Annotated in this window: 25 protein-coding genes; 13 read left to right on the top strand and 12 right to left on the bottom strand. The window is 67.8% G+C overall.

Annotated elements, in window-relative coordinates; all coding sequences use genetic code 11:
- Nucleotides 1–50: 50 nt before the first annotated feature.
- From C7416_RS12050 to C7416_RS12040, 3 genes are read left to right on the top strand one after another with little or no spacing between them, the layout of a single operon-like run.
- Nucleotides 51–485 (top strand): VOC family protein, encoded by a 435-nt coding sequence (locus tag C7416_RS12050; RefSeq protein ID WP_111519176.1) that lies wholly within the window; start codon nt 51–53, stop codon nt 483–485.
- Nucleotides 485–1246 carry a 16S rRNA (uracil(1498)-N(3))-methyltransferase gene (locus C7416_RS12045; RefSeq protein WP_111519175.1) on the top strand — a complete coding sequence of 254 codons (762 nt, stop codon included), beginning with the start codon at nt 485–487 and terminating at the stop codon, nt 1244–1246. Before C7416_RS12050 ends, C7416_RS12045 begins: the two co-directional genes overlap by 1 nt.
- A 57-nt stretch (nt 1247–1303) precedes the next feature.
- A complete protein-coding gene (locus C7416_RS12040) occupies nt 1304–1921 on the top strand; it encodes a YidB family protein (RefSeq protein ID WP_111519174.1) in 618 nt (205 codons plus the stop codon).
- Nucleotides 1922–2004: 83 nt separating this feature from the next.
- Here C7416_RS12040 and C7416_RS12035 read toward each other — a convergent pair whose 3' ends face one another.
- From C7416_RS12035 to C7416_RS12025, 3 genes are all read right to left on the bottom strand, one after another.
- Nucleotides 2005–2622, bottom strand: coding sequence for a barstar family protein (locus C7416_RS12035; protein WP_018006331.1), 618 nt, complete (start codon nt 2620–2622; stop codon nt 2005–2007).
- Nucleotides 2619–2990 carry a guanyl-specific ribonuclease gene (locus C7416_RS12030; protein ID WP_111519510.1) on the bottom strand — a complete coding sequence of 124 codons (372 nt, stop codon included), beginning with the start codon at nt 2988–2990 and terminating at the stop codon, nt 2619–2621. Before C7416_RS12030 ends, C7416_RS12035 begins: the two co-directional genes overlap by 4 nt.
- Nucleotides 2991–3367: 377 nt before the next feature.
- Complete coding sequence (locus tag C7416_RS12025) at nt 3368–5689, bottom strand: NADP-dependent malic enzyme (RefSeq protein WP_111519173.1); 2322 nt, start codon at nt 5687–5689, stop codon at nt 3368–3370.
- Nucleotides 5690–6079: 390 nt separating this feature from the next.
- On the opposite strand from C7416_RS12025, the gene thiL reads away from it, so the two are divergent.
- The 3 genes from thiL (at nt 6080) to C7416_RS12010 (ending at nt 8296) form a co-directional block, all read left to right on the top strand.
- Nucleotides 6080–7060 carry a thiamine-phosphate kinase gene (thiL, locus tag C7416_RS12020; protein WP_111519172.1) on the top strand — a complete coding sequence of 327 codons (981 nt, stop codon included), beginning with the start codon at nt 6080–6082 and terminating at the stop codon, nt 7058–7060.
- Nucleotides 7061–7185: 125 nt separating this feature from the next.
- Entirely contained in the window at nt 7186–7752 is a 567-nt protein-coding gene (locus tag C7416_RS12015; protein WP_111519171.1) for a phosphatidylglycerophosphatase A family protein, read from the top strand.
- Nucleotides 7753–7798: 46 nt separating this feature from the next.
- Nucleotides 7799–8296 (top strand): CinA family protein, encoded by a 498-nt coding sequence (locus C7416_RS12010; protein ID WP_012353857.1) that lies wholly within the window; start codon nt 7799–7801, stop codon nt 8294–8296.
- A gap of 77 nt (nt 8297–8373) precedes the next feature.
- Here the strand turns inward: C7416_RS12010 and pyrF are convergent, their stop codons facing one another.
- On the bottom strand, nt 8374–9192 hold the full coding sequence (pyrF, locus tag C7416_RS12005) for an orotidine-5'-phosphate decarboxylase (protein ID WP_018006326.1): 819 nt from the start codon (nt 9190–9192) through the stop codon (nt 8374–8376).
- Nucleotides 9193–9410: 218 nt separating this feature from the next.
- Here pyrF and C7416_RS12000 point away from each other — a divergent pair, with 218 nt between their 5' ends.
- On the top strand, nt 9411–10310 hold the full coding sequence (locus tag C7416_RS12000) for a DMT family transporter (protein WP_111519170.1): 900 nt from the start codon (nt 9411–9413) through the stop codon (nt 10308–10310).
- A 565-nt stretch (nt 10311–10875) separates the two neighbouring features.
- Nucleotides 10876–11838, top strand: coding sequence for a magnesium/cobalt transporter CorA (gene corA, locus C7416_RS11995; RefSeq protein ID WP_018006324.1), 963 nt, complete (start codon nt 10876–10878; stop codon nt 11836–11838).
- 11 nt (nt 11839–11849) lie between these two features.
- Here the strand turns inward: corA and mtgA are convergent, their stop codons facing one another.
- The 8 genes from mtgA to mpl form a co-directional block, all read right to left on the bottom strand.
- Complete coding sequence (gene mtgA / locus C7416_RS11990) at nt 11850–12551, bottom strand: monofunctional biosynthetic peptidoglycan transglycosylase (protein ID WP_111519509.1); 702 nt, start codon at nt 12549–12551, stop codon at nt 11850–11852.
- Nucleotides 12552–12636: 85 nt separating this feature from the next.
- Nucleotides 12637–13524, bottom strand: a complete 888-nt coding sequence (gene aroE / locus C7416_RS11985) for a shikimate dehydrogenase (protein ID WP_111519169.1) — start codon at nt 13522–13524, stop codon at nt 12637–12639.
- Entirely contained in the window at nt 13524–14456 is a 933-nt protein-coding gene (locus C7416_RS11980; RefSeq protein WP_111519168.1) for an energy transducer TonB, read from the bottom strand. Before C7416_RS11980 ends, aroE begins: the two co-directional genes overlap by 1 nt.
- Nucleotides 14457–14576: 120 nt before the next feature.
- Nucleotides 14577–16691 carry a ribonuclease catalytic domain-containing protein gene (locus C7416_RS11975; protein WP_111519167.1) on the bottom strand — a complete coding sequence of 705 codons (2115 nt, stop codon included), beginning with the start codon at nt 16689–16691 and terminating at the stop codon, nt 14577–14579.
- 264 nt (nt 16692–16955) lie between these two features.
- Nucleotides 16956–17696, bottom strand: coding sequence for a 3-oxoacyl-ACP reductase FabG (gene fabG / locus C7416_RS11970; RefSeq protein ID WP_111519166.1), 741 nt, complete (start codon nt 17694–17696; stop codon nt 16956–16958).
- On the bottom strand, nt 17693–18358 hold the full coding sequence (locus tag C7416_RS11965; protein WP_111519165.1) for a chorismate--pyruvate lyase family protein: 666 nt from the start codon (nt 18356–18358) through the stop codon (nt 17693–17695). The genes fabG and C7416_RS11965 overlap by 4 nt, the downstream gene beginning before the upstream one ends.
- On the bottom strand, nt 18355–18969 hold the full coding sequence (locus C7416_RS11960) for a YqiA/YcfP family alpha/beta fold hydrolase (protein ID WP_111519164.1): 615 nt from the start codon (nt 18967–18969) through the stop codon (nt 18355–18357). Before C7416_RS11960 ends, C7416_RS11965 begins: the two co-directional genes overlap by 4 nt.
- Before the next feature lie 11 nt (nt 18970–18980).
- Nucleotides 18981–20369, bottom strand: coding sequence for a UDP-N-acetylmuramate:L-alanyl-gamma-D-glutamyl-meso-diaminopimelate ligase (gene mpl / locus C7416_RS11955; RefSeq protein ID WP_111519163.1), 1389 nt, complete (start codon nt 20367–20369; stop codon nt 18981–18983).
- Nucleotides 20370–20558: 189 nt separating this feature from the next.
- Between mpl and C7416_RS11950 the strand changes: the two genes are divergently transcribed.
- The 5 genes from C7416_RS11950 (at nt 20559) to accC (ending at nt 24763) form a co-directional block, all read left to right on the top strand.
- On the top strand, nt 20559–21248 hold the full coding sequence (locus C7416_RS11950; RefSeq protein ID WP_111519162.1) for a UDP-N-acetylmuramate--alanine ligase: 690 nt from the start codon (nt 20559–20561) through the stop codon (nt 21246–21248).
- A gap of 36 nt (nt 21249–21284) precedes the next feature.
- Nucleotides 21285–21833, top strand: a complete 549-nt coding sequence (locus tag C7416_RS11945) for a TlpA family protein disulfide reductase (protein WP_111519161.1) — start codon at nt 21285–21287, stop codon at nt 21831–21833.
- A gap of 197 nt (nt 21834–22030) precedes the next feature.
- The gene (gene aroQ / locus C7416_RS11940; protein ID WP_111519160.1) at nt 22031–22528 is read left to right on the top strand and encodes a type II 3-dehydroquinate dehydratase; all 498 of its coding nucleotides are present in this window, start codon (nt 22031–22033) and stop codon (nt 22526–22528) included.
- Nucleotides 22529–22696: 168 nt separating this feature from the next.
- Nucleotides 22697–23164: an acetyl-CoA carboxylase biotin carboxyl carrier protein gene (gene accB, locus C7416_RS11935; protein WP_111519159.1), complete on the top strand. Its 468-nt coding sequence runs from the start codon at nt 22697–22699 to the stop codon at nt 23162–23164.
- Nucleotides 23165–23410: 246 nt separating this feature from the next.
- Nucleotides 23411–24763, top strand: coding sequence for an acetyl-CoA carboxylase biotin carboxylase subunit (accC, locus tag C7416_RS11930; protein ID WP_026164220.1), 1353 nt, complete (start codon nt 23411–23413; stop codon nt 24761–24763).
- The last annotated feature ends 38 nt before the right edge of the window (nt 24764–24801 follow it).

Genomic DNA, 24801 nt, shown 5'->3' with positions numbered 1-24801 from the left:
CGCCGCCGCGCCGGGTTTCCCGCAACCAGGAGACGATCAAGGAGACGATCATGACCAGACCGGCCAACACCCCCTGGCTCACCCCCTACCTGACCGTCGCCAATGGCCGCGCCGCGCTGGACTTCTATGGCCGCGCCTTCGGCTTCACTCCCGGCAACGTGGTCGACGAGAACGGCGTCCCCACCCACGCCGAAATGCACTACCAGGGGCAGCTGGTGGTGATGTTCGCGCCCGAGGGCGCGTGGGGCAGCACCGCGCGCACGCCGCGCTCGCTGGGCGTGGAATGCCCGCAAACCTTCTATGTCTATTGCGACGATGTCGACGCCATGCACCAGCGCGCGGTCGATGCCGGCGCGATCAGCCTGATGGCCCCGGCCGACCAGTTCTGGGGCGACCGCTACTGCATGGTCGAGGATCCTGACGGCTACCGCTGGGGCTTCGGCAAGCCGCTGGCCCAAGGCAACCAGGCGGGCCGGGAAAACTGATGGCGCCAAGATTTTTTGTCGGCGGCGCGGATACCGTGCTGGCCGCCGAGTCCGATTTCCCGCTGCCCGAACCGGTGGTGCGCCACGCGCAGGTGCTGCGCCTGGCGCCGGGCGACGCCATCACGCTGTTCGACGGCCGCGGCGGCAGCCACGCCGCCACGCTGGTCGAACTGGGCAAGCGCCACGCGCTGGCGCGCATCGGCGCGCATGACGCGGCCGAGGCCGAGCCGCCCTTCCGCGTCACGCTGGCGCAGGGGCTGGCCGGCGGCGACAAAATGGACTGGCTGATCGAGAAAGCCGTCGAACTCGGCGTCGCGGCGATCCAGCCGCTGCAGGCCAGCCGCTCGGTGGTGCGCCTGTCCGGCGAGCGCGCGCAGAAGCGCCACGCGCACTGGCAGGCGCTGGTCCAGGCAGCCTGCGAGCAATGCGGCCGAAATCGTTTGCCGGCGGTGGCGGAGGTCACTAACTTGGATACGTGGCTGGCGCGCGAGGCGCAGTCCGGCAACGGCGGGACCCGGCTGCTGGTGTCGCCGCGTGCCGCGCAAGCGCTGCCGGCGCTGGTGGCAGAACGACGCGATGCGCTGCTGGCCGATGGCGTCACCTTGCTGATCGGCCCGGAAGGCGGCCTGGCCCCCGAAGAAGAACAGGCCGCGCTGCAGGCCGGTTTCACCGGCGTGTCGCTCGGCCCGCGCATCCTGCGCACGGAAACCGCCGGGCTGGCGTGCCTGGCAACCCTGAACGCCTTGCTGGGCGGATTCTGACGACGGGGCCACCCCGGCCCTGTGTCACCTTGCAACCCTGACTGAAAGGAGTCGACCATGGGACTACTCGATAGCGTGCTGGGCGGTGTGCTCGGACAGCTCGGCGGCGCGCGCGGAGAGAACGGCCAGGGCGGCCAGGCCGGCGGGCTCGACCCCAAGCTGATGATGGCGCTCGGCCTGCTGGCAACGCTGGCCATGCGCAGCCGCGCGCAAGGCGGCGATGCCGCCGCCGATGATGGCCTGGGCGGATTGGGCAGCCTCGGCGGACTGCTGGGCGGCATGCTCGGCGGCGGCGCCAGCGCTGGCACCGCGCCGGGCGGCGCTACCGGCGGCCTCGACCTGGGCTCGCTGCTCGGCGGCCTGTTGGGCGGCCAGGGCGGCGCGCCTGCCAACAGCCAGGCGCTGGGCGCTGCCGCCGGCGGCATCGGCGCGCTGCAGCAGATCCTGGCGCAGGCGGGGCTGGGCGAACAGGTCGACTCATGGATCGGCAGCGGCGCCAACCAGCCGGTCACGCCGTCGGCGCTGAGCGATGCGCTCAACGACACCGGCGCGCTGCAGTCGCTGGCGCAGAGCACCGGCATGTCGCAGGACGATGTGGCGGCGCAGTTGAGCGAAGGCCTGCCGGAACTGATCGACCGGCTCACGCCGCATGGCCACCTGCCGGCGCAGGAATAAGCGCGGCACCTGACCCTGACAAGCAAAAAGCCCGCATCAGCGGGCTTTTTACCTCGTATGCCGCGGAACGGCTGCCGGCGCGGTCAGGCGAACGAGTAGAACACGCGGAACTGCACCTTGCGCTCGCCCCAGAACTCGGCGGCGTCGCGGAACACGTCGAGCAGCACCTCGCGCGCTTCCTTGTCGAATTTCTGCGCGATCGGCAGGCCCTCCAGCACGATCACGAAACCCGGCTGCGGGCCGGCCTTGTAGATCATGTCGGTGAGGCAGTCGGCCAGTGCATCGAAATTCTTGCCGAAATGCTTGGGGAAGGTGAACGAGGTGGCGATGGTTTCCAGGATCTCCGCCTTGCTCGCGCAATGCGCGCAATTGGCATACAGGAAATGCTGGCCGAGATCGGCCGCGGCCTGGGCCAGTTCCGGCACGCGGAAGGCGCGGATCGACTGGACGATGTTCGGACGCACCGTCTTGAACAGGTTCATGGCCCCCTCGCTGGTGCCGTCGTTCCAACCGGGACCGGCGGGCATGGCCACGGGCGCGGTCGCGGGCGGGAGTTTTTGCATGAGCTCCTGGCTCGGCATCATCAGCACGTTGTCGTATAGGTTCTGGGCCTGCTGCTGAGCCCGCTGCCAGCCATCTCCGGCGCCGCGCTCTTCGCGGGCGGCAAGGGCGTCGCCCAGTCCGAAAATGTCAGTCATCATTTGAGTATCCGTTTGAAGCTGTTGTAGTGGTCTTCCGTGTAGTAACAATCGTTGGCAGCGCGCTGTTCCCCGCCGCAGACGATCCGCTTGGCTCCCCGGTTCCGGCTCCTGGCGCTCTTGACCGTGTATTCGCGGTAATAACCGCGTTCTCTTAGCGGCAGGATGCGTTCGTAGTTGCCGAATCGCGAGCCGTCCTTGTCATACGGGAACGGGCCGCCGGCTTCGATGCGCTCCAGGGTCTGCCGCGCTTCGTTGGGCAACTGCTGCACTGCAATGGTTCCCAGCCCTTCGGTCTGCGCCTGGCGCGCCAGCGTCGGCTGCGCCAGGGCCAGCACCAGCGCCGCGCCGGTCAGGGACCGGGCCAGCATGCGCGTTGCGTGCCGCATCGGAGAAACTTGGAAACCCACGTTGCTTGTCTTGGTTGAACCGGAAATCGAGCCTGCCGCTGGTTGGGTAGACGATCTGTCCGGGCCACCCTGGCCTGCCCCCTGCGCTGCGTGAAGCGTCGCGCAAGGAATGCCGGCCGCACCGGGGCGCTCATGGCGAGCGCCTGTATCAAAGGCGTAAGGTTACGCGCATGCACGCAATTAATCAATCCCGCCCCCGTTGCAGCGCAATTTCTTCAATTGTTTCAATATGTTAAGCGTATGTGTGCGCATACTAACCATCGTCACGGGGCGATAAAAAAAGCCGGGCGAACCCGGCTTATCGTCACTTTGGCCCGCTTCGGGCCAAGACAATCGGCTTAGCGCTTAGCGGCGGCGTCGACCACCACCAGCGACGTCATATTGACGATGCGGCGCACCGTTGCCGACGGCGTCAGGATGTGGACAGGAGCCTTCACGCCCAGCAGGATGGGCCCGATCGCGACGTTGTTACCCGCGGCAACCTTGAGCAGGTTGTACGAGATATTGGCCGCGTCGATATTCGGGCACACCAGCAGGTTGGCTTCGCCCTTGAGCGTGCCGTCCGGCACCAGCTGGTCGCGCAGCTTCTGGTCGAGCGCGCAGTCGCCGTGCATCTCGCCGTCGATCTCCAGCTCCGGCGCCTGCTCGCGCAGGATCGCCAGGGTTTCGCGCATCTTGCGCGCCGACGGCGCCTCGGACGAGCCGAAGTTCGAATGCGACAGCAGGCCGACCTTGGGTTCGATACCGAAGCGCTTCAGCTCTTCGGCGGCCATCAGCGTGATCGCGGCCAGTTCCTCGGCGCTCGGGTCGACGTTGACGTGGGTGTCGACCAGGAAGATCTGACGACCCGGCAGCACCAGGCCATTCATCGCCGCATAGACCTTGTTGGTACCGCCCAGCACCTGGTCGATATAGCGCAGGTGCGCCGCGGTATTGCTGACGGTGCCGCAGATCATGCCGTCGGCCTCGCCCTTGTGCACCAGCATCGCGCCGATCAGCGTGGTACGGCGGCGCATTTCCAGCTTGGCATACTGCGGCGTGATGCCCTGGCGCGCCATCATGCGGTAGTAGGCGTCGGAATAATCGCGGAAGCGCTCGTCGTGTTCCGGGTTGACCACGGTGAAGTCCACGCCGGCGCGCAGGCGCAGGCCGAAGCGCTCGATGCGGTGCTGCAGCACGGCGGGACGGCCGATCAGGATCGGGTTGGCCAGCTTTTCGTCGACGATCACCTGCACCGCGCGCAGCACGCGCTCTTCCTCGCCCTCGGCGAAGACGATGCGCTTCTTGTCCATCTCGACCTTGCGCGCGGCGGCGTAGATCGGCTTCATCACCGTGCCGGAGTGGTACACGAACTGCTGCAGCTGCAGGCGGTACGCGTCCATGTCCTCGATCGGGCGCGCGGCCACGCCGGACTTCATCGCGGCTTCGGCCACCGCCGGCGCCACCTTGACGATCAGGCGCGGATCGAACGGCTTCGGGATCAGGTATTCCGGGCCGAACGACAGGTCCTGGATGCCGTAGGCGGTGGCGACGATATCGCTCTGCTCCTGGCGCGCCAGTTCGGCCAGCGCATTGGCAGCGGCGATCTCCATCTCGCGCGTGATGGTGGTGGCGCCGCAGTCCAGCGCCCCGCGGAAGATGAACGGGAAGCACAGGACGTTGTTGACCTGGTTCGGGTAGTCGGTACGGCCGGTGGCCATCACCGCGTCCGGACGCACTTCCTTGACCAGTTCCGGCGAGATTTCCGGATTCGGGTTGGCCAGCGCCAGCACCAGCGGCTTGTCGGCCATGCGCTGGACCATGTCCTGCTTCAGCACGCCCGCCGCGGACAGGCCCAGGAAGATGTCGGCGCCGTCGATCACTTCGCCCAGCTTGCGCTTGTCGGTCTTTTGCGAGAAACGCGCCTTTTCCGGGTCCATCAGCTCGGTGCGGCCTTCATAGACTACGCCGGCCAGGTCGGTCACCCAGATGTTCTCGATCGGCAGGCCGATGTCGACCAGCAGGTCGAGGCAAGCCAGTGCGGCCGCGCCGGCGCCGGAGGCCACCAGCTTGACCTTGGCGATATCCTTGCCGACCACCTTCAGGCCGTTAATGATGGCCGCGGCCACCACGATGGCGGTGCCGTGCTGGTCGTCATGGAAGACGGGGATCTTCATCTTCTCGCGCAGCTTGCGCTCGACGTAGAAGCACTCCGGTGCCTTGATGTCTTCCAGGTTGATGCCGCCGAAGGTGGGCTCGAGCGCGGCGATGATCTGGACCAGCTTTTCCGGGTCCTTCTCGTCGATTTCGATATCGAACACGTCGATACCGGCAAACTTCTTGAACAGCCCGCCCTTGCCTTCCATCACCGGCTTGGAGGCCGCGGCGCCAATGTCGCCCAGGCCCAGCACAGCGGTGCCGTTGGTGATCACCGCGACCAGGTTGCCGCGCGCGGTGTAGCGGAACGAGTTGGCCGGATCGGAAACGATTTCTTCACAAGCGGCGGCGACGCCGGGCGAATATGCCAGGGCCAGGTCGCGCTGGTTCGACAGCGGCTTGGTCGGCGTGACCGAGATCTTGCCGGGGGTGGGAAACTCGTGATACTCGAGCGCCGCTTTGCGCAGCGCCTCGCGCTGCTGCTGTTTCAGATCGTCTTGGGACGGGGACTGTGGGCTGGTCATCGGCGCATCTTCCAATCGGTGGAGCCGTCATTGACAAGGCGGGGACGATCGGCGGACCGGCTCCACGCGTCCGCCCTTCTCTTCCTTTGGAACCCAGCATTTTATATAGTGAAAAACTATTTCACAATAAGCCTTTTGCTTGGGGCACCTTTGCGATTCGGTACAATATGCCCCATCCTCCGGGGCAACACCAGCAAGCGTAGCGTCCGCGCGCCTGAGCGGCGCAGCGCATGGCGGTCATGGCTGTGATGTGCGGCAGTATCTTGCTGAAACGCTGGATGCGCCCCATGCTGACGCCGCGTGCCCGCTGCGGGATCTGCCGGCAAACGCCAGCGATCCCCCTGGAAAACCGCTGTCACCCCATCCGCCCGCCCCGGCAGCTGCTCAACAATGCCCAACGCCCAGCCCGCCCAGCTTTCCGAATTCGACCTGATCCGCCGCTACTTCACGCGGCCGGTGCGCAAGGCCGCGCTCGGCGTGGGCGATGACTGCGCCCTGATCGAGGGCCGTCCCGGCCATCATCTCGCCATCAGCACCGACATGCTGGTCAGCGGCCGACATTTCTTCCCCGACGTGGCGCCGCGCGCGCTCGGCCACAAGGCGCTGGCGGTGAACCTGTCGGACCTTGCCGCCATGGGCGCCGAGCCCCGCGCCTTCACGCTGGCGCTGGCCCTCCCCGCGGCCGAGCCTGAGTGGCTGGCGGAACTTGCCGCAGGCATGCTGGCGCTGGCCGACGAACACGGCTGCGAACTGGTCGGAGGCGACACCACGCGCGGCCCGCTGACGCTGTCGCTGACGGTATTCGGCGACGTGCCGCTGCGCGCGGCGCTGCGCCGCGACGCCGCGCGGCCGGGCGACGACATCTGGATCTCGGGAACGCTGGGCGATGCGCGGCTGGCGCTGGGCGACTGCCGCGGCGAATGGCTGCTGCCCGAACCCGAATTCACCCAGGTCCGGCCGCGCATGGACGCACCCACGCCGCGGGTGGCGCTGGGCATGGCCTTGCGCGGCGTGGCGCATGCGGCACTGGATATCTCCGACGGGCTGGTCGGTGACCTCGGTCATATCCTGACGCGTTCGCAGGTGGGAGCGCTGGTCGATGTCGACGCCCTGCCCCGCTCGGCAGTGCTGGCTGGCCAGCCCGACGCCATCCAGCGTGAATGCGTGCTGGCCGGCGGCGACGACTATGAGCTGTGCTTCACCGCGCCGGCTGGCCAGCGTGACGCCATTGCCGCCATCGCCGAGCGGCTGGCACTGCCGCTGACGCGCGTCGGGGCGATCACGCCCGAGCCGGGCCTGCGGCTGGTCGACCGCGCCGGCAACCCGACCCGCTACGAGGGTGCCAGCTTCGACCATTTCGCTGCCCCCTGACACCGGGTCACAGGCATGTCATGATGCCGGCATCGGCGCCTGCGCGGGCACGGGAGTCCCGCACGCATTGCAGCGCAAGCCGGCCATAACCATAAGCCGTATTCGCTTCACACGAGCCAATTTTGATGTCCACCTTCCCTCCCGGGGCCGCGCCGCGCGACCCCGCCCTGACCCTGGAAGCCGGCCAGACCGTCAAGGTCACGCGTCCGAGCGCGCGTTTCATGCTGGCGCATCCGGCGCACCTGATCGCGTTCGGCTTCGGCTCGGGCCTGTCGCCGGTCGGCCCCGGCACCGTCGGCACGCTCTACGCCTGGCTTTCGTTCGTGGTGATTTCGCTGTGGATCGAGCCCGCCACCTGGCTGTGGATCATCAGCGGCGGCTTCGTCGTGGGCCTGTGGGCATGCGCGCGCACCGCGCGCGACATGGGCGTGCACGACCACGGCAGCATGGTCTGGGACGAGATCGTGGCGTTCTGGCTGGTGCTGGCCTTTGTCATGCCGACCGGTTTCTGGGGCCAGTTCGCCGCGTTCCTGTGGTTCCGGCTGTTCGATATCGCCAAGCCGGCGCCGATCGGCCACTATGACCGCAGCTTGAAGGGCCCGGGCCTGCGCGGCGGCTTCGGCGTGATGTTCGACGACATCTTCGCGGCGTTCTACACGCTGCTGGTGTTTGCCTTGTGGCGCTCGTTCTGAGCGCCGCACGCCAAACTGATTCTCCAAAACAACCCCTGCACCCATCATGTCCGTCAGCCGCCTGCTCGACCAGCTCGCCATCCAGGCCGGCGTCGCCCTAGCCGACAAATCCCTGATGCTGGCCACCGCCGAATCCTGCACCGGCGGCCTGGTCGCCGCCGCCATTACCGACGTGTCGGGCTCGTCGGGCTGGTTCGAGCGCGGCTTCGTCACGTATTCCAACGAAGCCAAGTCCACCATGCTGGGGGTGCCGGCCAAGCTGATCCGCGATCACGGCGCGGTCAGCGAAGAGGTCGCACGCGCGATGGCGGAAGGGGCGCTGCTGAACAGCCGCGCGCAGGTGTCGCTGTCGATCACCGGCGTCGCCGGCCCCAACGGCGGCACCCCGGAAAAGCCCGTGGGCATGGTGTGCTTTGGCTGGAGCAACCGCATCACCACCATCGTCGAGACCCAGCGCTTTCCCGGCGACCGCGCACAGATCCGTCGCCAGGCGGCCGAGCACGCGATGCGGGGCCTGGTGGAGTTGCTGCGCAACGAGGCCTGAAGACACTGCGGCCGCAAGCCGCTCAAACGAAAAACCGCGCCAGCAGGCGCGGTTTTTTTCCGTGCCGCGTGCGGCGCTCAGCCGTGGCGGTAGCGGTTGATGGTCTCGCGCGTCTGCAGCGCGACGTTGCGTGCCGCCGCGGCGAAGTCTTTCTCGCGGCTGGCGTACAGGATGGCGCGCGACGAATTGATCATCATGCCGGTGCCGTCGGCAGTGCGCCCGGCCTTTACCGTGGCCTCGATGTCGCCGCCCTGGGCGCCGATGCCGGGAATCAGCAGCGGCATGTCGCCGACGATCTGGCGCACCCGCGCGATCTCGTTGGGGAAGGTCGCGCCGACCACCAGGCCCATCTGGCCGGTGGTATTCCAGCGCTCGCGCGCGGCCTCGGCCACCAGCTGGTACAGCGGCTTGCCGTCGACCTGCAGGAACTGCACGTCGGAACCGCCCGGGTTGGAGGTGCGGCACAGCACGATCACGCCGCGGCCCGGGTAGGCGAGATAGGGCTGCATCGAGTCGAAGCCCATGTACGGGCTGACCGTGACCGCATCGGCCTTGTAGCGCTCGAAGGCTTCCAGCGCGTAGTGCTCGGCGGTCGAGCCGATATCGCCGCGCTTGGCGTCGAGGATCACCGGGATGCCGGGGTGGGCATCGTGGATATAGTGGATCAGCTGTTCGAGCTGGTCTTCGGCGCGCTGCGAATGGAAGTAGGCGATCTGCGGCTTGAAGGCGCAGACCAGGTCGGCGGTGGCGTCGACGATCTCGCGGCAGAACGAGAAGATGGCGCCGCCGGCCCCGGTCAGGGACAGGGGAAGCTTGTGCGGATCAGGATCGAGCCCGACGCACAGGAGGGAATCGTTGCGCTGCCAGGCGGCAGCAAGCTGCTCGGTGAAAGTCATGGGTACTCGGAATGTCCTGGTGGCGCCGGCGTCTCATCGTGAGGCCGATCCTGGTCGATCCTGGCCGATGGACTCGGCCGGCGCGGTTGGCCGCAGCGGCGTGAAAACCTTTCATCCCTGCAGCATATGTCGCTTTCGGCAATTTTACCCGCTGCGTGCTATCGTTTTGCGCTTCGTCTCAAAACAATGCGCGGCATCCCGCACAGCCGCGTCCCGTCATGTCTCTCGATCGCCGTGGTCTCTTCCTGCTTGTGGTGCTGACGCTCGCCTGGGGCATCAACTGGCCCATCATGAAGGTGGGCGTGGCGCATTTCCCGGCGATGGGCTTCCGCCTGCTGTGCATGGCCGGCGGGCTGGTGGCGCTGGGGCTGGCGCTGCGGCTGCGCGGCGATTCGCTGGCGGTGCCGCGGCGCGAATGGGGCACGGTATTGCGGCTGGCGCTGCCCAACATGGTGATCTGGCACTTGTTGGCGATCTGCGCGGTCAAGATGCTGTCGTCGGGCCGCGCCGCGATCCTCGGCTACACCATGCCGATCTGGGCGGTGGTCTGGGGCCTGGTGTTCTTCCGCGAGCGCATCGGCGCGTGGGCCTGGCTGGGCATCGGCTGCGCGCTGGCGGGCACGGTGCTGCTGCTGTCCGGCGAGCTCGCCGCGCTGACCGGCAGCCCGGCCGGCACGCTGCTGATGCTGGTGGCCGCGGCCGGCTGGGGCTTCGGCACCCAGCTGATGAAGCGCACCCAGACCGACGTGCCGATCGGCGCCATGACCTTCTGGATGCTGGCGGTGACGCTGCCCTTCCTGGCGCTGGGCTCGCTGCTGCTGGAAGACGGCTGGCGCATGCCCACCGCCATCGAATGGGCCGCGATTGCCTACAACGCAGTGGTGGTCTTCGCCTTCTGCCACCTGGTCTGGTTCGGGCTGGCGCGCAGCTTGCCGCCGGTGGTGTCGAGCCTGTCGATCATGTTTATCCCGGTGGTCGGCGTGTTCTCCGGAATGTGGATGCTGGGCGAGCAGCCGCACTGGCAGGACTACGCCGCGATCGTACTGATGTTCCTGGCGCTGTCCTCGGTGATGCTGGCGCCGCTGCTGTGGCGCCGGCTGCGCGGCGTGGCCGGCTGACGCCCGCGGTACGTGCGGGTCGCGAGGCGGCAACGGCGCGCGCCCGTCGCGGAGATTTCACTTAACAAGCCACCCTCCGTTGGGCTACACTCGCGGCCATCACAATCCCGGAGAAATTACGTGGGCAGTAGCATCGGGTGTTCGAGTTGGCGCAGCAACGCTGCGACCTCTGCGAATGCCATGTCACTGCGGGCTGCGTAACGACGACCCGCCCGGAGCACCCGGCTCCGCGCTTCGTCGGCCTTGCCCGCAGTCAGAACTGCGGGCGAGTGTCTTTCCGTGCCACCGGCGGCGCCTCCATGCGCGCCCACCGTGGCGGATCTTCCCTCTCCCGGCTAGCCAGCCAACCCAGGCAAACGCCATCGCCTTGTCCGCCTGCCCCGCGCAGCCGCAGGACAGCGCGATCACGCTTGCCCGTGGCCCGGCCATTTTCGGCTCCTTTTGCGGCATGCCGCGGGGCCATGACGGGGCATGACGCAATACCTGGGAATGCGGCGAGCCGCCTGCGCTTGTCTTCGCGCTTGTCTTTGTTTTTCGTCGCAATCAGCAATAAGGAATCCCGGGGATGATCAACCTGTTCGTCCTGCAGAAAGGCCGGCTTGCCCAGGAGCAGGTCGACGAGCGCAATGAGCTGCTGCAGCACAAGCCGATCTGGATCGATGTCGTCAATCCCGACGACGAGGAACTGAACTGGATCAAGGAAGCCTATGGCGTCGCCCTTCCTGAACTGGAAGACCTGGGCGACCTGGAAGCGTCCGCGCGTTATTTCGAGGGCGAGGACGAGAATATCCATATCCGCACCGACTTCCTGCTCGACGAGGAAGAGGTGTCGCGCAACGTGCGCGTCGCCTTCGTGCTGACCAAGGACGTGCTGTTCTCCATCCACGACGAAGACCTGCCGGTGTTCCGCCTGGTGCGGCTGCGCGCGCGCATGCGCCCGGGCTCGGTGCGCAACGCCAAGGACGTGCTGATGGACCTGTACGCGACCGACGCGGAATACTCGGCCGACTCGATCGAGGAAATCTACGAACGCCTGGAAGAAGCCAGCCGCCGCGTGCTGGCCGAGAACGTGACCGATGCCGCCGCGGCCGACGTGCTGGAAACCATCGCGCGCGAGGAAGACCTGAACGGGCGCATCCGCCGCAACGTGATGGACACGCGCCGCGCGGTGTCGTTCCTGATGCGCAGCCAGCTGCTGTCGGCCGAGCAGCAGGACGAGGCGCGCCAGATCCTGCGCGACATCGACTCGATCGAGAACCACACCGCGTTCCTGTTCGACAAGATCAACTTCCTGATGGACGCCACGGTCGGTTTCATCAACATCAACCAGAACAAGATCATCAAGCTGTTCTCGGTGGTGTCGGTGGCACTGATGCCGCCCACGCTGATCGCCAGCATCTACGGCATGAACTTCAAGTTCATGCCGGAACTGGACTGGGGTGCCGGCTATCCGTGGGCGATTGCGCTGATGGCGGTGTCGGCGGCGATCCCGCTGGTGTATTTCCGCAGGAAGGGTTGGCTGAGCTGAGGCCGGCGGCTTCAGTCGGGCAGCGTCGCTGCCCCCATCCGCCGCGCGATGATGCCCGCCTTGGCGCGGAAGTTCACGCGCACGTTGGCGCAATACTCTTTCTTGTCGAAGCACTTGGGCGCCGGCAGTGCCGCCGCCAGGCGCGCTGACTGGCCCACGCTGAGCTTGTCGGCGCTGGTGCGGAAGTAGTGCTGCGCCGCGGCCTGCGCGCCGAACACGCCCTCGCCCCACTCGACCGAATTCAGATAGATCTCGTAGATGCGCTGCTTGTCGAGCCAGAACTCGAGCATCCACGTGATGGCGAGCTCCTGGCCCTTGCGCAGGTAATGCTGCTCCGATGACAGGAACAGGTTCTTGGCCAGTTGCTGCGTGATGGTCGATGCGCCGCGCACGATGCGGCCGCGCTTCTTGTTGCGCTCCCAGGCATCGAGCATGGCATCGAGTTCGTAGCCGGGATGGTTGACGAAGCCAGCATCCTCGCTGGCAATCACCGCGCGCTTGAGGTTGCGCGAGATGCGCTCATACGGCACCCAGTCGCGTTCCAGCCCGCAGCTCCAAAAGTTGAAGCCGCACAGCCGCCAGCGCTCGGCGCGCATGAAGGTCGTGCTCGACGGATCGACATACTGCCAGCTGGCAATCTGCACGAAGAAGTACAACTGCATCGCCAGCACGCCTGCAACCAGGCAGCCCAGCAGGTAGCCGAGCCAGCGCACCGGATTCAGTACCGATCCGGCGGAAGCAGCGCTGCGGGCAGCGCTGGCCGTGCGATTGCGGATGGCCACGGCTGGCGACGCCCGGTCAGCCCTTGCGTTCGGCCTGCAGCGCGGCGCGCAGCTCGGCCAGCACGGGCGCGGTGCGGGGCCGCACGCCACGCCAGATATAGAAGGCCTCGGCGGCCTGCTCGACCAGCATGCCGAGGCCGTCGCTGACGCGTGCGCCGCAGCGCGCGGCGAACTGCAGGAACACGGTGGGCTCGGCGCCGTACATCATGTCGTAGGCCAGCACGCCCTGGCCCAGCAGGAACTCGGGCACCGGCGGCACCTCGCCCTGCAGGCTGCTGGACGAGGCATTGATCACGATGTCGACGCCCTCGTCCTCGGACAGGCCCTCGAGCGCATCGAGGCCGCCGCCCCACAGCTCGACGCCGTACTGGTCGGCCGCCTCGACAAACTCTTCGAGCATGTCGCTGGCGCGCGACGCGGTGCGGTTGGCCACCACGATGCGCGACGGCCGGCATTCGATCAGCGGCAGCATCGCGCCCATCGCCGCGCCGCCGGCGCCCAGCAGCAGCACGCGCTTGCCCTCGATCAGCGTGTCGAGGTTGTCCTGGATATCGCGCACCAGGCCGATGCCGTCGGTATTGTCACCATGGATCAAGCCCTCTTCGATCCACAGCGTATTGACCGCGCCGGCGGCCTCGGCGCGCTCGGTCAGGCGGTCGGCCAGGTCATAGGCCTCCAGCTTGAACGGCACGGTCACGTTGCAGCCGTAGCCACCGTCGGCAAAGAACTGGCGCACGGTGTCGGCAAACCCGTCCAGCGGCGCCTCCAGGCGGTCATATTGCACGGCCTCGCCGGTCTGGCGCGCGAAGGCGGCGTGGATCGCCGGCGAGCGGCTGTGCGCGACCGGGTTGCCGATCACCACATAGCGGTCGGCGCTGGCTTGGGAAGAGTCAGTGGATGTCATCAGCGTGCCTGCAGGCGGGTTTCCAGCCCGCTGCGCGAAAACTTGAAAGTGGATATGACTTCGAGGATGTCCTGGCGCGCCGACATCTCCGCGGTAAAGGCGCCAAACGGCGCGGCCGCGCGCACGATCGCCACCGCCTGGCGGTCCAGCGCGGGATCGCCCGAGCTCTTGACCACGTCGATGGCATCGATGTTGTAGCCATCGCGGTTATAGCCCAGCTTGCCCTGCCGGTTGACGTTGATCACCAGGATCAACTGGCCATAGAGCGGCTTGCCGTTGCGTTGCGGGAAATCCGTGGTGCCGCGCGCCTCGATCTTGCGGCGCAGCCGGTCGTAGTACTGCGCGTAGTCGACCGCCTGCGCGCTGGTGGCGGTCAGCTGGAAGCGCTTGGGCCGCTTGGCGTAGTGCTCCAGGTTGCGGCCGATCTCGGCTTCCAGCCTGGCCATCTCGTCGGCCGAGGTGCGCTCGTCCTGGCCGCGCTGCGGCGTGTCCTGGCGCTTCTCGCCCGGCTTGAGCGGCTGGTTGCGCACCGCCGGCGCGGCCTCGCGCGCCTGGGTCAGCAGGCGCTGCTGCTCCTGTTCCAGCTGCTCGACCCGGCGCTGCACCTGGCGCACCAGGTCGCCCTCCTGCGTCAGGGTCTGCGCCGGCAGCGGCGTGGTGGCGCGCTGCAGGTCATGGTCGCCGCCGCCGTCGAGATTGGCCTGCGCCAAAGCGGTCGGGTTGCGCGGCTTCTGCGCCGACTTGGCATTGACCAGCACCACGTCCAGCGCGGCGTCGCTGCGCTTGATCTCGAAAACTTCCGGCGCGGCCACCCGCACCATCAGCAGCAGCGCGTGCACGGCGACGGAAATGGCCAGCGCCCGGGCCAGCATACTGCTGTTTTGCCACCTGGCATGCCACCAGGGGCGGGAAGCGGCAAGAGTGGCGTTCACGATGGATGGATGAGGGCTCGGGAGACAACCGCGGCGGCACCGGCCGGTGCCGGCTGGCAGTGCGGGCCCGGACTAGACCCGACCCGCATTGTATGGGAGCCCTGCGGATTTCCGAAGGCTTCAGCCGGCCGCCGGGGTGCCGGTGTCGCGCTCGCCCGACGCCTCGCCGCCGGCGTCGCCATCGGCTTCGGCCGGCTCCTGATCCGGCACGCCCGCGGCATGCTCGGCGGCTTCCTCGGCCGCTGCATCGGCCGCTGCATCGGCTGCGGCTTCGGCGGACATTTCAGCGGCTTCCTCGTCGCTTTCGAGCTCTTCTTCGGGGACTTCGCCTTCACCGGCGAAGATCTCGAGCACCCGGCACGAGACCTCCAGCGTGATCTCGTCGGTCTCGCCGATCTCCAGCAGCACCTGGGTGCCGCGCTGCGCCTGCACCAGCTCGGGCACGCGCGTGACCAGCGGGATCTCGGTGAAGCGCACCGCCCCTTCCTTCAGCACCGAGGCCACCATGCGCTCGCGGTTTTCCTGCTTGAGCCAGCGCAGGCACCAGTAGCGCTCCATGGTCGACTGGTGGTCGGCATAGGCGGCGTAGGTGCCTTCGAAGTCGGCCACCGCGGCCAGCAGGTCGGCGTCCTTGGGCTTGAATGGTGCCACCAGCTTGGCGGTCACGCCGTGCTGGGCCACCGCCAGGATCTGCCACTGGTTGACCAGGTCGACATAGCGGCGCAGCGGCGAGGTGCTCCACGCGTACTGCGCCACGCCCAGCCCTTCATGGGGTGCCGGGTAGGTCTGCATGCGCGTGCGGTGCATGCCCCAGGCCTTCTGCGTGCGGTAGATGCCGGGCACGCCATGGTCCGCCAGCAGCTTGCCCCAGGTGCTGTTGGCCAGGATCATCATCTCGGCCACGATCTTGTCGAGCGGCGAGCCGCGCTTGCGCTGCTCGATGCGCACGCGCTGGCTGCCGTCGGCCTGGTCGTCCAGGTAGAAGTTGAAGTCGGCGCGGTTGTGCGTCTCCGGGCGCAGGCCGCTGGCCAGGCGCGCCCGCTGGCGCTCGTCGTACAGGTAGCCGGCAAAGTGCCACAGCCGGGTCAGCTCCTCGCGGAACGCGTAGTCGCCGGTGCCCTGGGCGAGCGAGGCTTCGGTGATGACATCGTCGAGCAGGTTGTGGCGCAGGTTGGCGGCGATCGGCACCATCTCGGCGCGGGTCTCGCTGCCGGTGATCAGCCACACCGACGGGTCCACCGTCACGTACAGCGACAGCGCCGGGCACACCCTGCCCTCCTGCAGCGTGTAGCGCTCGACCACCGGGTCCGGCAGCATGGTGATCTTGTCGCCGGGGAAATAGACCGTCGACAGCCGCTGGCGCGCGATCGCGTCGAGCGGCTCGCCACGGCGGATGCCCAGTGCCGGCGCGGCGATATGGATGCCGACGCGCAGCTTGCCGTCGGGCAGCTGCGTCACCGACAGCGCGTCGTCGATCTCGGTGGTGGTGACGTCGTCGATCGAGAACGCCTCGACCTCGGCCAGCGGCAGGTCGGCCGGCGGCTCGGGCACGTCGGTATCGGGAAAGCCGGTGCCCTTGGGGAAGCACTCGGCGAGGAATTTGGCCTCGTGCAGCGCGCGCGCGCTGGCGACGCCGCCGGCGGCCACCATCAGCCGCATCGGCGACATGCCGAGCGCGCTGCAGGCGGCGTCCATGGCCTTGTATTCCAGGCTGTTCTTGTCCGGCTTGAACAGCAGCTGCAGCACCTTGTTGCGGAACGATTCCGGCAGCGTCAGCGCCTTCAGCTGGTCTTCATATTCGGCCTGCACCAGCGCCTGCTGGCGCTTGCGCTCGAGCGCCGCCAGCGCGGCCTTGAGCTGGTCCTCGGGCGCGCGCTGGTAGCGGCCGCGACCCTTGCGGCGGAAGTACACCGGGTTGCCGTGCAGCGCCATCGCCAGCGCCGCCTGCTGCACCGCGCCGGGCTCGGCGCCGTAGTATTCGGCGGCCAGCTCGGCGAAGCCGAACTCGGCCTCGGGTGCACACTCCCACAGGAAGTCCAGGTCGATCTCGGCCACCATGTCGCCGGTCTGGCGCACCAGCTCGGGCGCCGACGGCTGCGCGAACTGCAGCAGCACGTCGCGCGACTTGACCTTGGTGCGCTTGCCGGCCGGCAGCTCCACCTGGTAGGCCTCGCCCTGCTGGTTCAGCACGGTGCCGGCGCGGATCTCGCCGCCTTCTTCGAACAGCAACTGCATCGATCGGTACTTTCAACTATGCGCGGAACCGCGCCGTGCGGCCTTGTGGCCAGCGCTGGAGCGGATCCTGTGGGAGAAATAATGCCACCGCGGGTGCCCACCGCGCGCACCCGGACATCAACGCGTGCGAACGGGAACGGGTGCGGGGCAAGGGCCTGTCTGCGGCCGGTCTGCGGCCTGTCGGCGGCCTGCCGGTGACTGGCAAGGACCCGGCCTGAGACCTGGCATGATACCGCACCCCGGTCCGGCCGCCCGCCCGGGGACTCAGAGCGACATGCCGCCGCTGGCCTCGATCGCCACGCCGTTGACGGAGCTGGCGTCGTCGCTGGCCAGGAAGGCGTAGATGCTGGCGATCTCGGCCGGCTCGGCCAGCCGGCGCAGCCAGCACGACGACTTCATGCCGTCCAGCACCTTGTCCGGCACGGTCTGCAGGATCTCGGTGTTGACGAAGCCCGGGCACACCGCGTTCACGCGCACGCCCTTGGGGCCCAGCTCGCGCGCCCAGGTCTTGGTGAAGCCGATCACGCCGAACTTGCTGGCGGCGTAGTTGGTCTGGCCGAAATTGCCGTACAGGCCGACCACGCTCGAGGCGTTCAGGATCACGCCCTTGCCCTGCTCGGTCATCAGCCCGGCCACCGCCTGCGCACAGTTGAATACGCCCTTCAGGTTGACGTCGATGACGGCATCGAACTGGGCCTCGGTCATCTTCGCCAGGCGCGCGTCCTTGGTGATGCCGGCGTTGTTGACCAGGATATCGACGCGCTCGTGCGCGGCCAGCACGGCGGCGACCATGGCGTCGACCTCGTCGCGGCGCGTCACGTCGACGCGGTAGGCCGATACGGTGGCGCCGGTGGCCGCCAGCCTGGCGGCGGCCTCGCGCACGCGCGCTTCCTGTACGTCGCACAGCACGACGATGGCGCCGTCTTCGGCAAAGCGCTGCGCCGTGGCAAAGCCGATGCCGGCGGCGGCACCGGTGATGATGGCAACCCGACCCTGCAGTTTCATCTCGTGGTCTCTTTCTTGGTTTCGGTAGTGTGTGTCGAAACAGGGCTTCGGTCTGTCGTCCGCATATATTTGGGATGCGGTACCGCCTCGGTCCCCGGGGATGGCCGCGACAGCAGGTCTGGCAGGAACACTTCTGTCACGAGCATGACGCCGCCGCCGCGCCGGAACACCGAGCGCCGCGCGGTCAGCATGGGCACGGCCGCCATGTCCGGCAGCACGCGGTGCAGGGCCTGGCGCAGCGGGTGGTGCGGCAGCAGCCGCGCAAACTGGAACGGCTCGCGCCGCACTGCCGGATCGACGAACAGGCGCCCGCCCAGCGGGCGTTCGCCCAGCCCGCGCAGGAACGGCCAGTCGCGGCGCGCATGGCGCAGCCGCACCACGGTATGGGCGAACACGGCGGGGATCTCGTCGCAGATCAGCAGCACCTCGCGCGTCAGCGCGGGAGTGCGGTCAGCCTGGCCCAGTGCCTGCCATTCGTCGGCGAGCGGGCGCTGCGGCGCCTGCAGCAGCCGCGTCACGCGAAAGCGCGTGGAGGCGGCCACCAGCCGCGCCGTCAGCGAGCCGTCATCGCCGGTAACCCAGCGCCGCAGGTTGGGCGAGATGGCCGCATCGAAGGCCAGGTGCGGGCTCCAGCCGCCGCGGCGCACCGACTGCGCGCTCATGCCGCGCCGGCGCCGGCGGGCACCTTGCCGCCCGGGCCATAGCCGCAGAAGGCGAGCACATCGTCGACGTAGTCGGCAAATTCGCTGATGCCGTGGTCGCTGCCCTCGATCACGCGGATGGTCGCGCCGGGGCAGGCCTGCACCATTTCGCGGTAATCCAGCACCTCGTCACCGGTGGCGGCGATCAGGTAGTAGCGCTCGGGCCGGGTGATGGTGTCGACACGCAGGTCCAGCAGTTCCTGCAGGTGGCGGCGCTCGACCGTAACCGAACCGCCGCCGTGCCACAGCGGCTGTTCGCCCAGGTAGCTTTCGAGGTCGGTCCAGGGGTGGATGGCGGGATTGAGCAAGACGGTCTTGCAGCCGTGCTGCTCGCCCAGCCAGCGCGCATAGAAGCCACCCAGCGACGAGCCGACGATGGCGATTTCCTGGTCGCCGCCCGCCCGCGCAGCGCGGATCGCCGCCTCGGCCTGGGCCACGGCCAGCGCCGGCGAGACATTGAGCATGGGACAGGCGTAGTAACGCCCAACGCCCCACTCGCGCATGCGCGCCTGCACCAGCTGGGCCTTGAACGACTGGGGCGAAGAGCGGAATCCGTGCAGATACAGCAGCATGGCAAGTCCGGTCAGCCGGCCGTGCCCTGGGCCAGCGCGTCCAGCAGCTTCTGGTGCACGCCGCCGAAGCCGCCGTTGCTCATCACCAGCACATGGTCGCCCGGCCGCGCCGCGGCGCGCACCGCCTGCACCAGCGTGCCCAGGTCCTGGAACGCGGTCGCCGTGGCGCCCAGCGGCGCCAGTGCTTCGGCCAGGTCCCAGCCCAGCGCGTCCTTGCCGGCGGGAGCGCCGTAGCCGAACACCAGGTCGGCCTGCTCCAGGCTGGCCGGCAGCTGCGCCTTCATCACGCCCAGCTTCATGGTGTTGGAACGCGGCTCCAGCACCGCCAGGATGCGGGCATTGCCGACGCGGCGGCGCAGCCCGTCCAGCGTGGTCTGGATCGCGGTGGGATGGTGGGCGAAATCGTCGTAGACCGTGACGCCGCCGGCCACGCCGCGCACTTCCATGCGGCGCTTGACGTTGGCGAAGCGCGACAGCGACGCGATCGCCTGCGCGGCCGGCACCCCGACATGGCGCGCGGCGGCGATCGCGGCGAGCGCGTTCATGCGGTTGTGGGTGCCCTGCAGGTCCCACACCACGGTGCCGACAACGGCGTCGCCGAACCAGACATCGAACGCCTCCTTGTCCGGCGCCGCCTCGGCGCCGGCAGCGTCGCTCTCGCGCCAGTCGCCGACGCCGAATTGCTCCACTTCGCTCCAGCAGCCGCGCTCCAGCACCCGGGCCAGGCTCTCTTCCACGCCATTGACGACGATCCGGCCCTGGCCGGGTACGGTGCGCACCAGGTGATGGAACTGGGTCTCGATCGCGGCCAGATCCGGGAAGATGTCGGCGTGATCGTATTCCAGGTTGTTCAGGATGGCGGTGCGCGGGCGATAGTGGACGAACTTGCTGCGCTTGTCGAAAAACGCCGTGTCGTACTCGTCGGCCTCGATCACGAAGAAGTCCGATTCGGTCACGCGCGCCGAGATGCCGAAGTTCTGCGGCACCCCACCCACCAGGAAGCCCGGGTTGTAGCCGGCGTCTTCCAGGATCCAGGCCAGCATCGAGGTGGTGGTGGTCTTGCCGTGCGTGCCGGCTACCGCCAGTACCCACTTGCGCGCCAGCACGTGCTCGCCCAGCCATTGCGGACCCGACACATAAGGCAGGTTGCGGTCGAGGATGGCCTCCATCAGCGGATTGCCGCGCGAGACCACGTTGCCGATCACGAACAGGTCCGGCTCCAGCGACAGCTGGGCGGGGTCGAAGCCCTCGATCAGTTCGATCCCCTGGGCTTCGAGCTGGGTGCTCATCGGCGGGTAGACGTTGGCATCGCAGCCGGTGACGCGGTGGCCGGCTTGCTTGGCCAGCACCGCCAGGCCGCCCATGAAGGTGCCGCAGATGCCAAGGATATGAATATGCATGGGTTCCCGGAAAGACTTGAAGCCCGCAGGCGTGGGGATTCGGGCCCGGCGGCGCGGCGGCTGGTATGAGCCTTGTGGTGCGGCGGCGGCCGGGCAGGAAGCCTCCGATTGTACCCGAGCGCCAGCGCCCTTCGCTGCACTGCGGCAGCGTGCGCACCGCGTGCGCGGACGCCTCCGGTATCATGGGGCATGAACCGACGTACCGCCCCAGACCCCACCCGCCTGCGCGAGGAAATCGCCCAGGCCGCCGCCCGCATGATTGCCGAGGACGGTGCCGACTACGCCACCGCCAAGCGCAAGGCCGCGCGCCAGGTGCTGGGCGAACAACGCGTGCCGGGCGAATGGCTGCCCGACAACGAGCAGGTCGAGGCCGAGGTGCGCGCCTACCAGGCGCTGTTCCACGCCGACAGCCAGCCGCGCGTGCTGGCGCTGCTGCGCCGGCTGGCGGTGATGGCGATGCAGGACCTGGCGCCGTTCCGGCCCTATCTGGTCGGAGCGGTGCTCAATGGCACCGCCACGGAGCACTCCGATATCTATCTGCAGTGCTTCTGCGACAGCGCCAAGGATGCCGCGCTGCACCTGATCAATGCCGGGGTCGACTTCGAAACCAGCGAAAGCCGCCACTTCGGCGGCCGTGGCGAGGTCGAGACGCTCAGCTTCCTGTGGAAGGGGCAATGGCCCGACCGCCGCGAGGCGCGCCTGCTGGCCGGCGAGGTCCGCGCGGAACTGGGTGCGCCAGTCGGCATCCATATAGCCCTGTATGATGCGGTCGATGAACGCGGCGCCATGCGGGCAGACGCCTCCGGGCGCGCGGTACGCGCCGATGTGCAGGCCGTGCAAGCCCTGCTCGATGCCGCTGACGCTCCCGGCGACGCCTGAAGTCCCCTCTTATCTTTACTGGTCCCCAGCCATTCCATGACTGAAACCATCGCCCCGCCCGCCCGCCGCTCCCGCCTCTGGTTGTGGATCGCTGTCGCCGTGATCGCCTGTGCCGCCGGCGCGCTGGCCGGGCATTTCGTGTTTTCGCCCAAGCCAGCCAATGACCAGGCCGTGGAAACCTTGTTCCAGTCGCGGCTGCCCGACCCGGCTGGGGCGGAACTCGATCTTGGCAGGCTGCGTGGCAAGACCGTGGTGGTCAACTTCTGGGCGCCGTGGTGCGGCCCGTGCGTCGAGGAAATGCCCGAACTGACGGCCCTGCATGAGGAGTTCAAGCATCGCCAAGTGGAATTTGTCGGCATCGGTATCGATTCGGCGGCCAACATCCAGCAGTTCACGCAGAAGGTGCCGGTTGCCTATCCGCTGGCCGTGGCTGGTTTCGCCGGCACCGAGCTATCCCGCAATTTCGGCAACAGCGCCGGCGGCCTGCCCTATACCGTCGTCATCAATCCCGACGGGTCGGTGAAGTATCGCAAGATGGGCCGTGTCACCGCAGACGAATTGCGTGCCGTGCTGCCGCGCACCTGAATCGCTTCTTCCGCCAACATCGCGGAATTTCGGCTTTCTTGATGGATTTATTTCGTTTCAGGACCGGTTTGGTGCGAAAGTGCCCAAAAGGACGCCGACAGCGCGCCGAGCGGCGTCGAGGCCTGTATCCTGTGCTAGACAAATCCCTCTAAGCTACGGTAATCTCCGCGCAATTTCGTTGATCTGGTCGAGCCGCCGTGACTGCATCCCGCTCTATCCGTCGCTCACCCCGCTACCGCAAGGTGCTGGTCCTGCACGGGCCAAACCTTAACCTGCTGGGGACGCGCGAGCCGGAGACCTACGGGCACACCACGCTAGCCGATATCGACGCGGCCCTGGCCGAACGCGCGGCGAAAGCCGGCGCGTCGCTGGAGACGTTCCAGTCCAACCACGAGGGAGCGCTGGTCGACCGCATCCACGCAGCCCGCGCGGAAGGGGTCGAGTTCATCATCATCAACCCGGCCGCCTATACGCATACCAGCGTGGCATTGCGCGACGCGCTGGCCGGCGTGGCGATCCCGTTCGTCGAGGTGCACTTGTCGAACGTGCACCGGCGCGAAAGCTTCCGGCACCACTCGTACTTCTCGGACGTGGCGGTCGGGGTGGTGTGCGGGCTTGGCTGGCAGGGTTACCTGCTGGCGCTGGACTATGTACTGGGCCAGGAGCAGCCCCCGCCCGACGGTTCGGGGAGCTGAACCCCCACAAGGATTTTTTCGACAACCTGCGCGCGCCGCCCGGCGGCCTGCGCCCGTTGGCGTGCCTCTGGCACGGCGGGCGCGGATTTCCGGTGGCCGGCACAACGATTGTTCCGCCACGGCCCGTCCCGGGCAGCGGCGGAAAACCCGATTCAGGAGGATAAAAAGATGGACCTGCGCAAGCTGAAGACGCTTATCGACCTGGTGGCCGAATCCGGCATCTCCGAGCTGGAAGTCACCGAAGGCGACGGCAAGGTACGCATCGTCAAGCAACCGCCGCAAGTCGTCGCCGCGCCGATGGCCATGCCGCAGATGCAGGCCCTGCCCGCCGCCGCGCCGGCCGCGGCCGCCCCGGCCGGCGCGGCCGCCCCGGCTGCCGAGCCGGTTGCCCAGTTGCCCGCCGGCCATGTGGTGACCTCGCCGATGGTGGGCACCTTCTACCGCGCCCCGTCGCCGGGCGCCGCGCCCTTCGTCAACGTCGGCGATTCGGTCAAGGAAGGCCAGACCGTCTGCATCATCGAAGCCATGAAGCTGCTCAACGAGATCGAGTGCGACAAGGCCGGCGTCATCAAGGAAATCCTGGTCGAGAACGGCCAGGCCGTGGAATACGGCCAGCCGCTGTTCGTCATCGGCTGATCCTGACCGGCATGCCGGGCCCGATGCTGCAGCCGCCCGCGCCAGCGGTCCACTGCGGCCTCTGCCCGCACGGCATGCCCGGGCGCTTCCGCGCCACGGACGCTGTGGGCTTCGCGTCCCGTTCCGTGCAGTTCCATGCAGTTCCCGCAGTCTCGCCGCCCGGATGGCCACCTGCCATCGCGGAGCGCGCCTGGCGCGCCATGGCGCCACGCAGCGGGACCGCTACTGTTCTCGCAGAGAGAGACCATGTTTGAAAAAATTCTGATCGCGAACCGCGGCGAAATCGCTCTTCGCATCCAGCGCGCCTGCCGCGAGCTGGGCATCAAGACGGTCGTGGTGTACTCCGAGGCCGACAAGGAGGCCAAGTACGTGCGCCTGGCAGACGAAGCCGTCTGCATCGGCCCGGCCCCGTCGCCGCTGTCGTACCTGAACATGCCCGCCATCATCTCGGCCGCCGAGGTGACCGATGCGCAGGCCATCCACCCTGGCTACGGCTTCCTGTCCGAGAACGCGGACTTTGCCGAGCGCGTGGAAAAGTCCGGCTTCGTCTTTATCGGCCCGACCGCCGACAGCATCCGCCTGATGGGCGACAAGGTCTCGGCCAAGCAGGCCATGATCAAGGCCGGCGTGCCGTGCGTGCCCGGCTCGGACGGCGCCCTGCCCGACGATCCCAAGGAAATCCTGGCGACCGCGCGCCGCGTCGGCTACCCGGTGATCATCAAGGCCGCCGGCGGCGGCGGTGGCCGCGGCATGCGCGTGGTGCATACCGAAGCCGCGCTGATCAACGCCGTCAACATGACGCGCGAAGAAGCCGGCCGTGCCTTCGGCAATCCCGAGGTCTACATGGAGAAGTTCCTCGAGAACCCGCGCCATGTGGAAATCCAGATCCTGGCCGACCAGCACAAGCAGGCCATCTGGCTGGGCGAGCGCGACTGCTCGATGCAGCGCCGCCACCAGAAGGTGATCGAGGAAGCCCCCGCGCCGCATATCCCGCGGCGCCTGATCGAGCGCATCGGCGACCGCTGCGCCGATGCGTGCAAGAAAATGGGCTACCGCGGCGCCGGCACTTTCGAGTTCCTGTACGAGAACAACGAGTTCTACTTCATCGAGATGAACACGCGCGTGCAGGTCGAGCACCCGGTCACCGAGATGATCACCGGTATCGACATCGTGCAGGAGCAGATCCGCATCGCCTTCGGCGAAAAGCTGCGCTTCCGCCAGAAGGACGTGCAGTTCCGCGGCCACGCGATCGAATGCCGCATCAACGCCGAGGACCCCTTCAAGTTCATTCCGTCGCCGGGCCGCATCACCGCCTGGCACATGCCCGGCGGCCCGGGTGTGCGGGTCGACTCGCACGCGTATGATGGTTACTTCGTCCCGCCCAACTACGATTCGATGATCGGCAAGATCATCTCCTACGGCGCCACGCGCGAGCAGGCCATCGCACGCATGCGCATCGCGCTGTCGGAAATGGTGGTGGACGGCATCCAGACCAACGTGCCGCTGCACCGCGAGCTGATGATGGACGCCAACTTCGTCGAAGGCGGCACCAGCATCCATTATCTCGAGCATCGCCTGGCCGAACGCGCGAAGGCCTGAGCACCGGTCTGAGCAACCCGCAGCAACAGAAGGAAGCC

It is taken from the genome of Cupriavidus phytorum, from assembly GCF_003254285.1.
In the GTDB taxonomy this organism is placed as follows: Bacteria; Pseudomonadota; Gammaproteobacteria; order Burkholderiales; family Burkholderiaceae; genus Cupriavidus; species Cupriavidus phytorum.
Note: the sequence above shows the minus strand (reverse complement) of the source record. Positions and strands in the feature narration are given on the sequence as shown.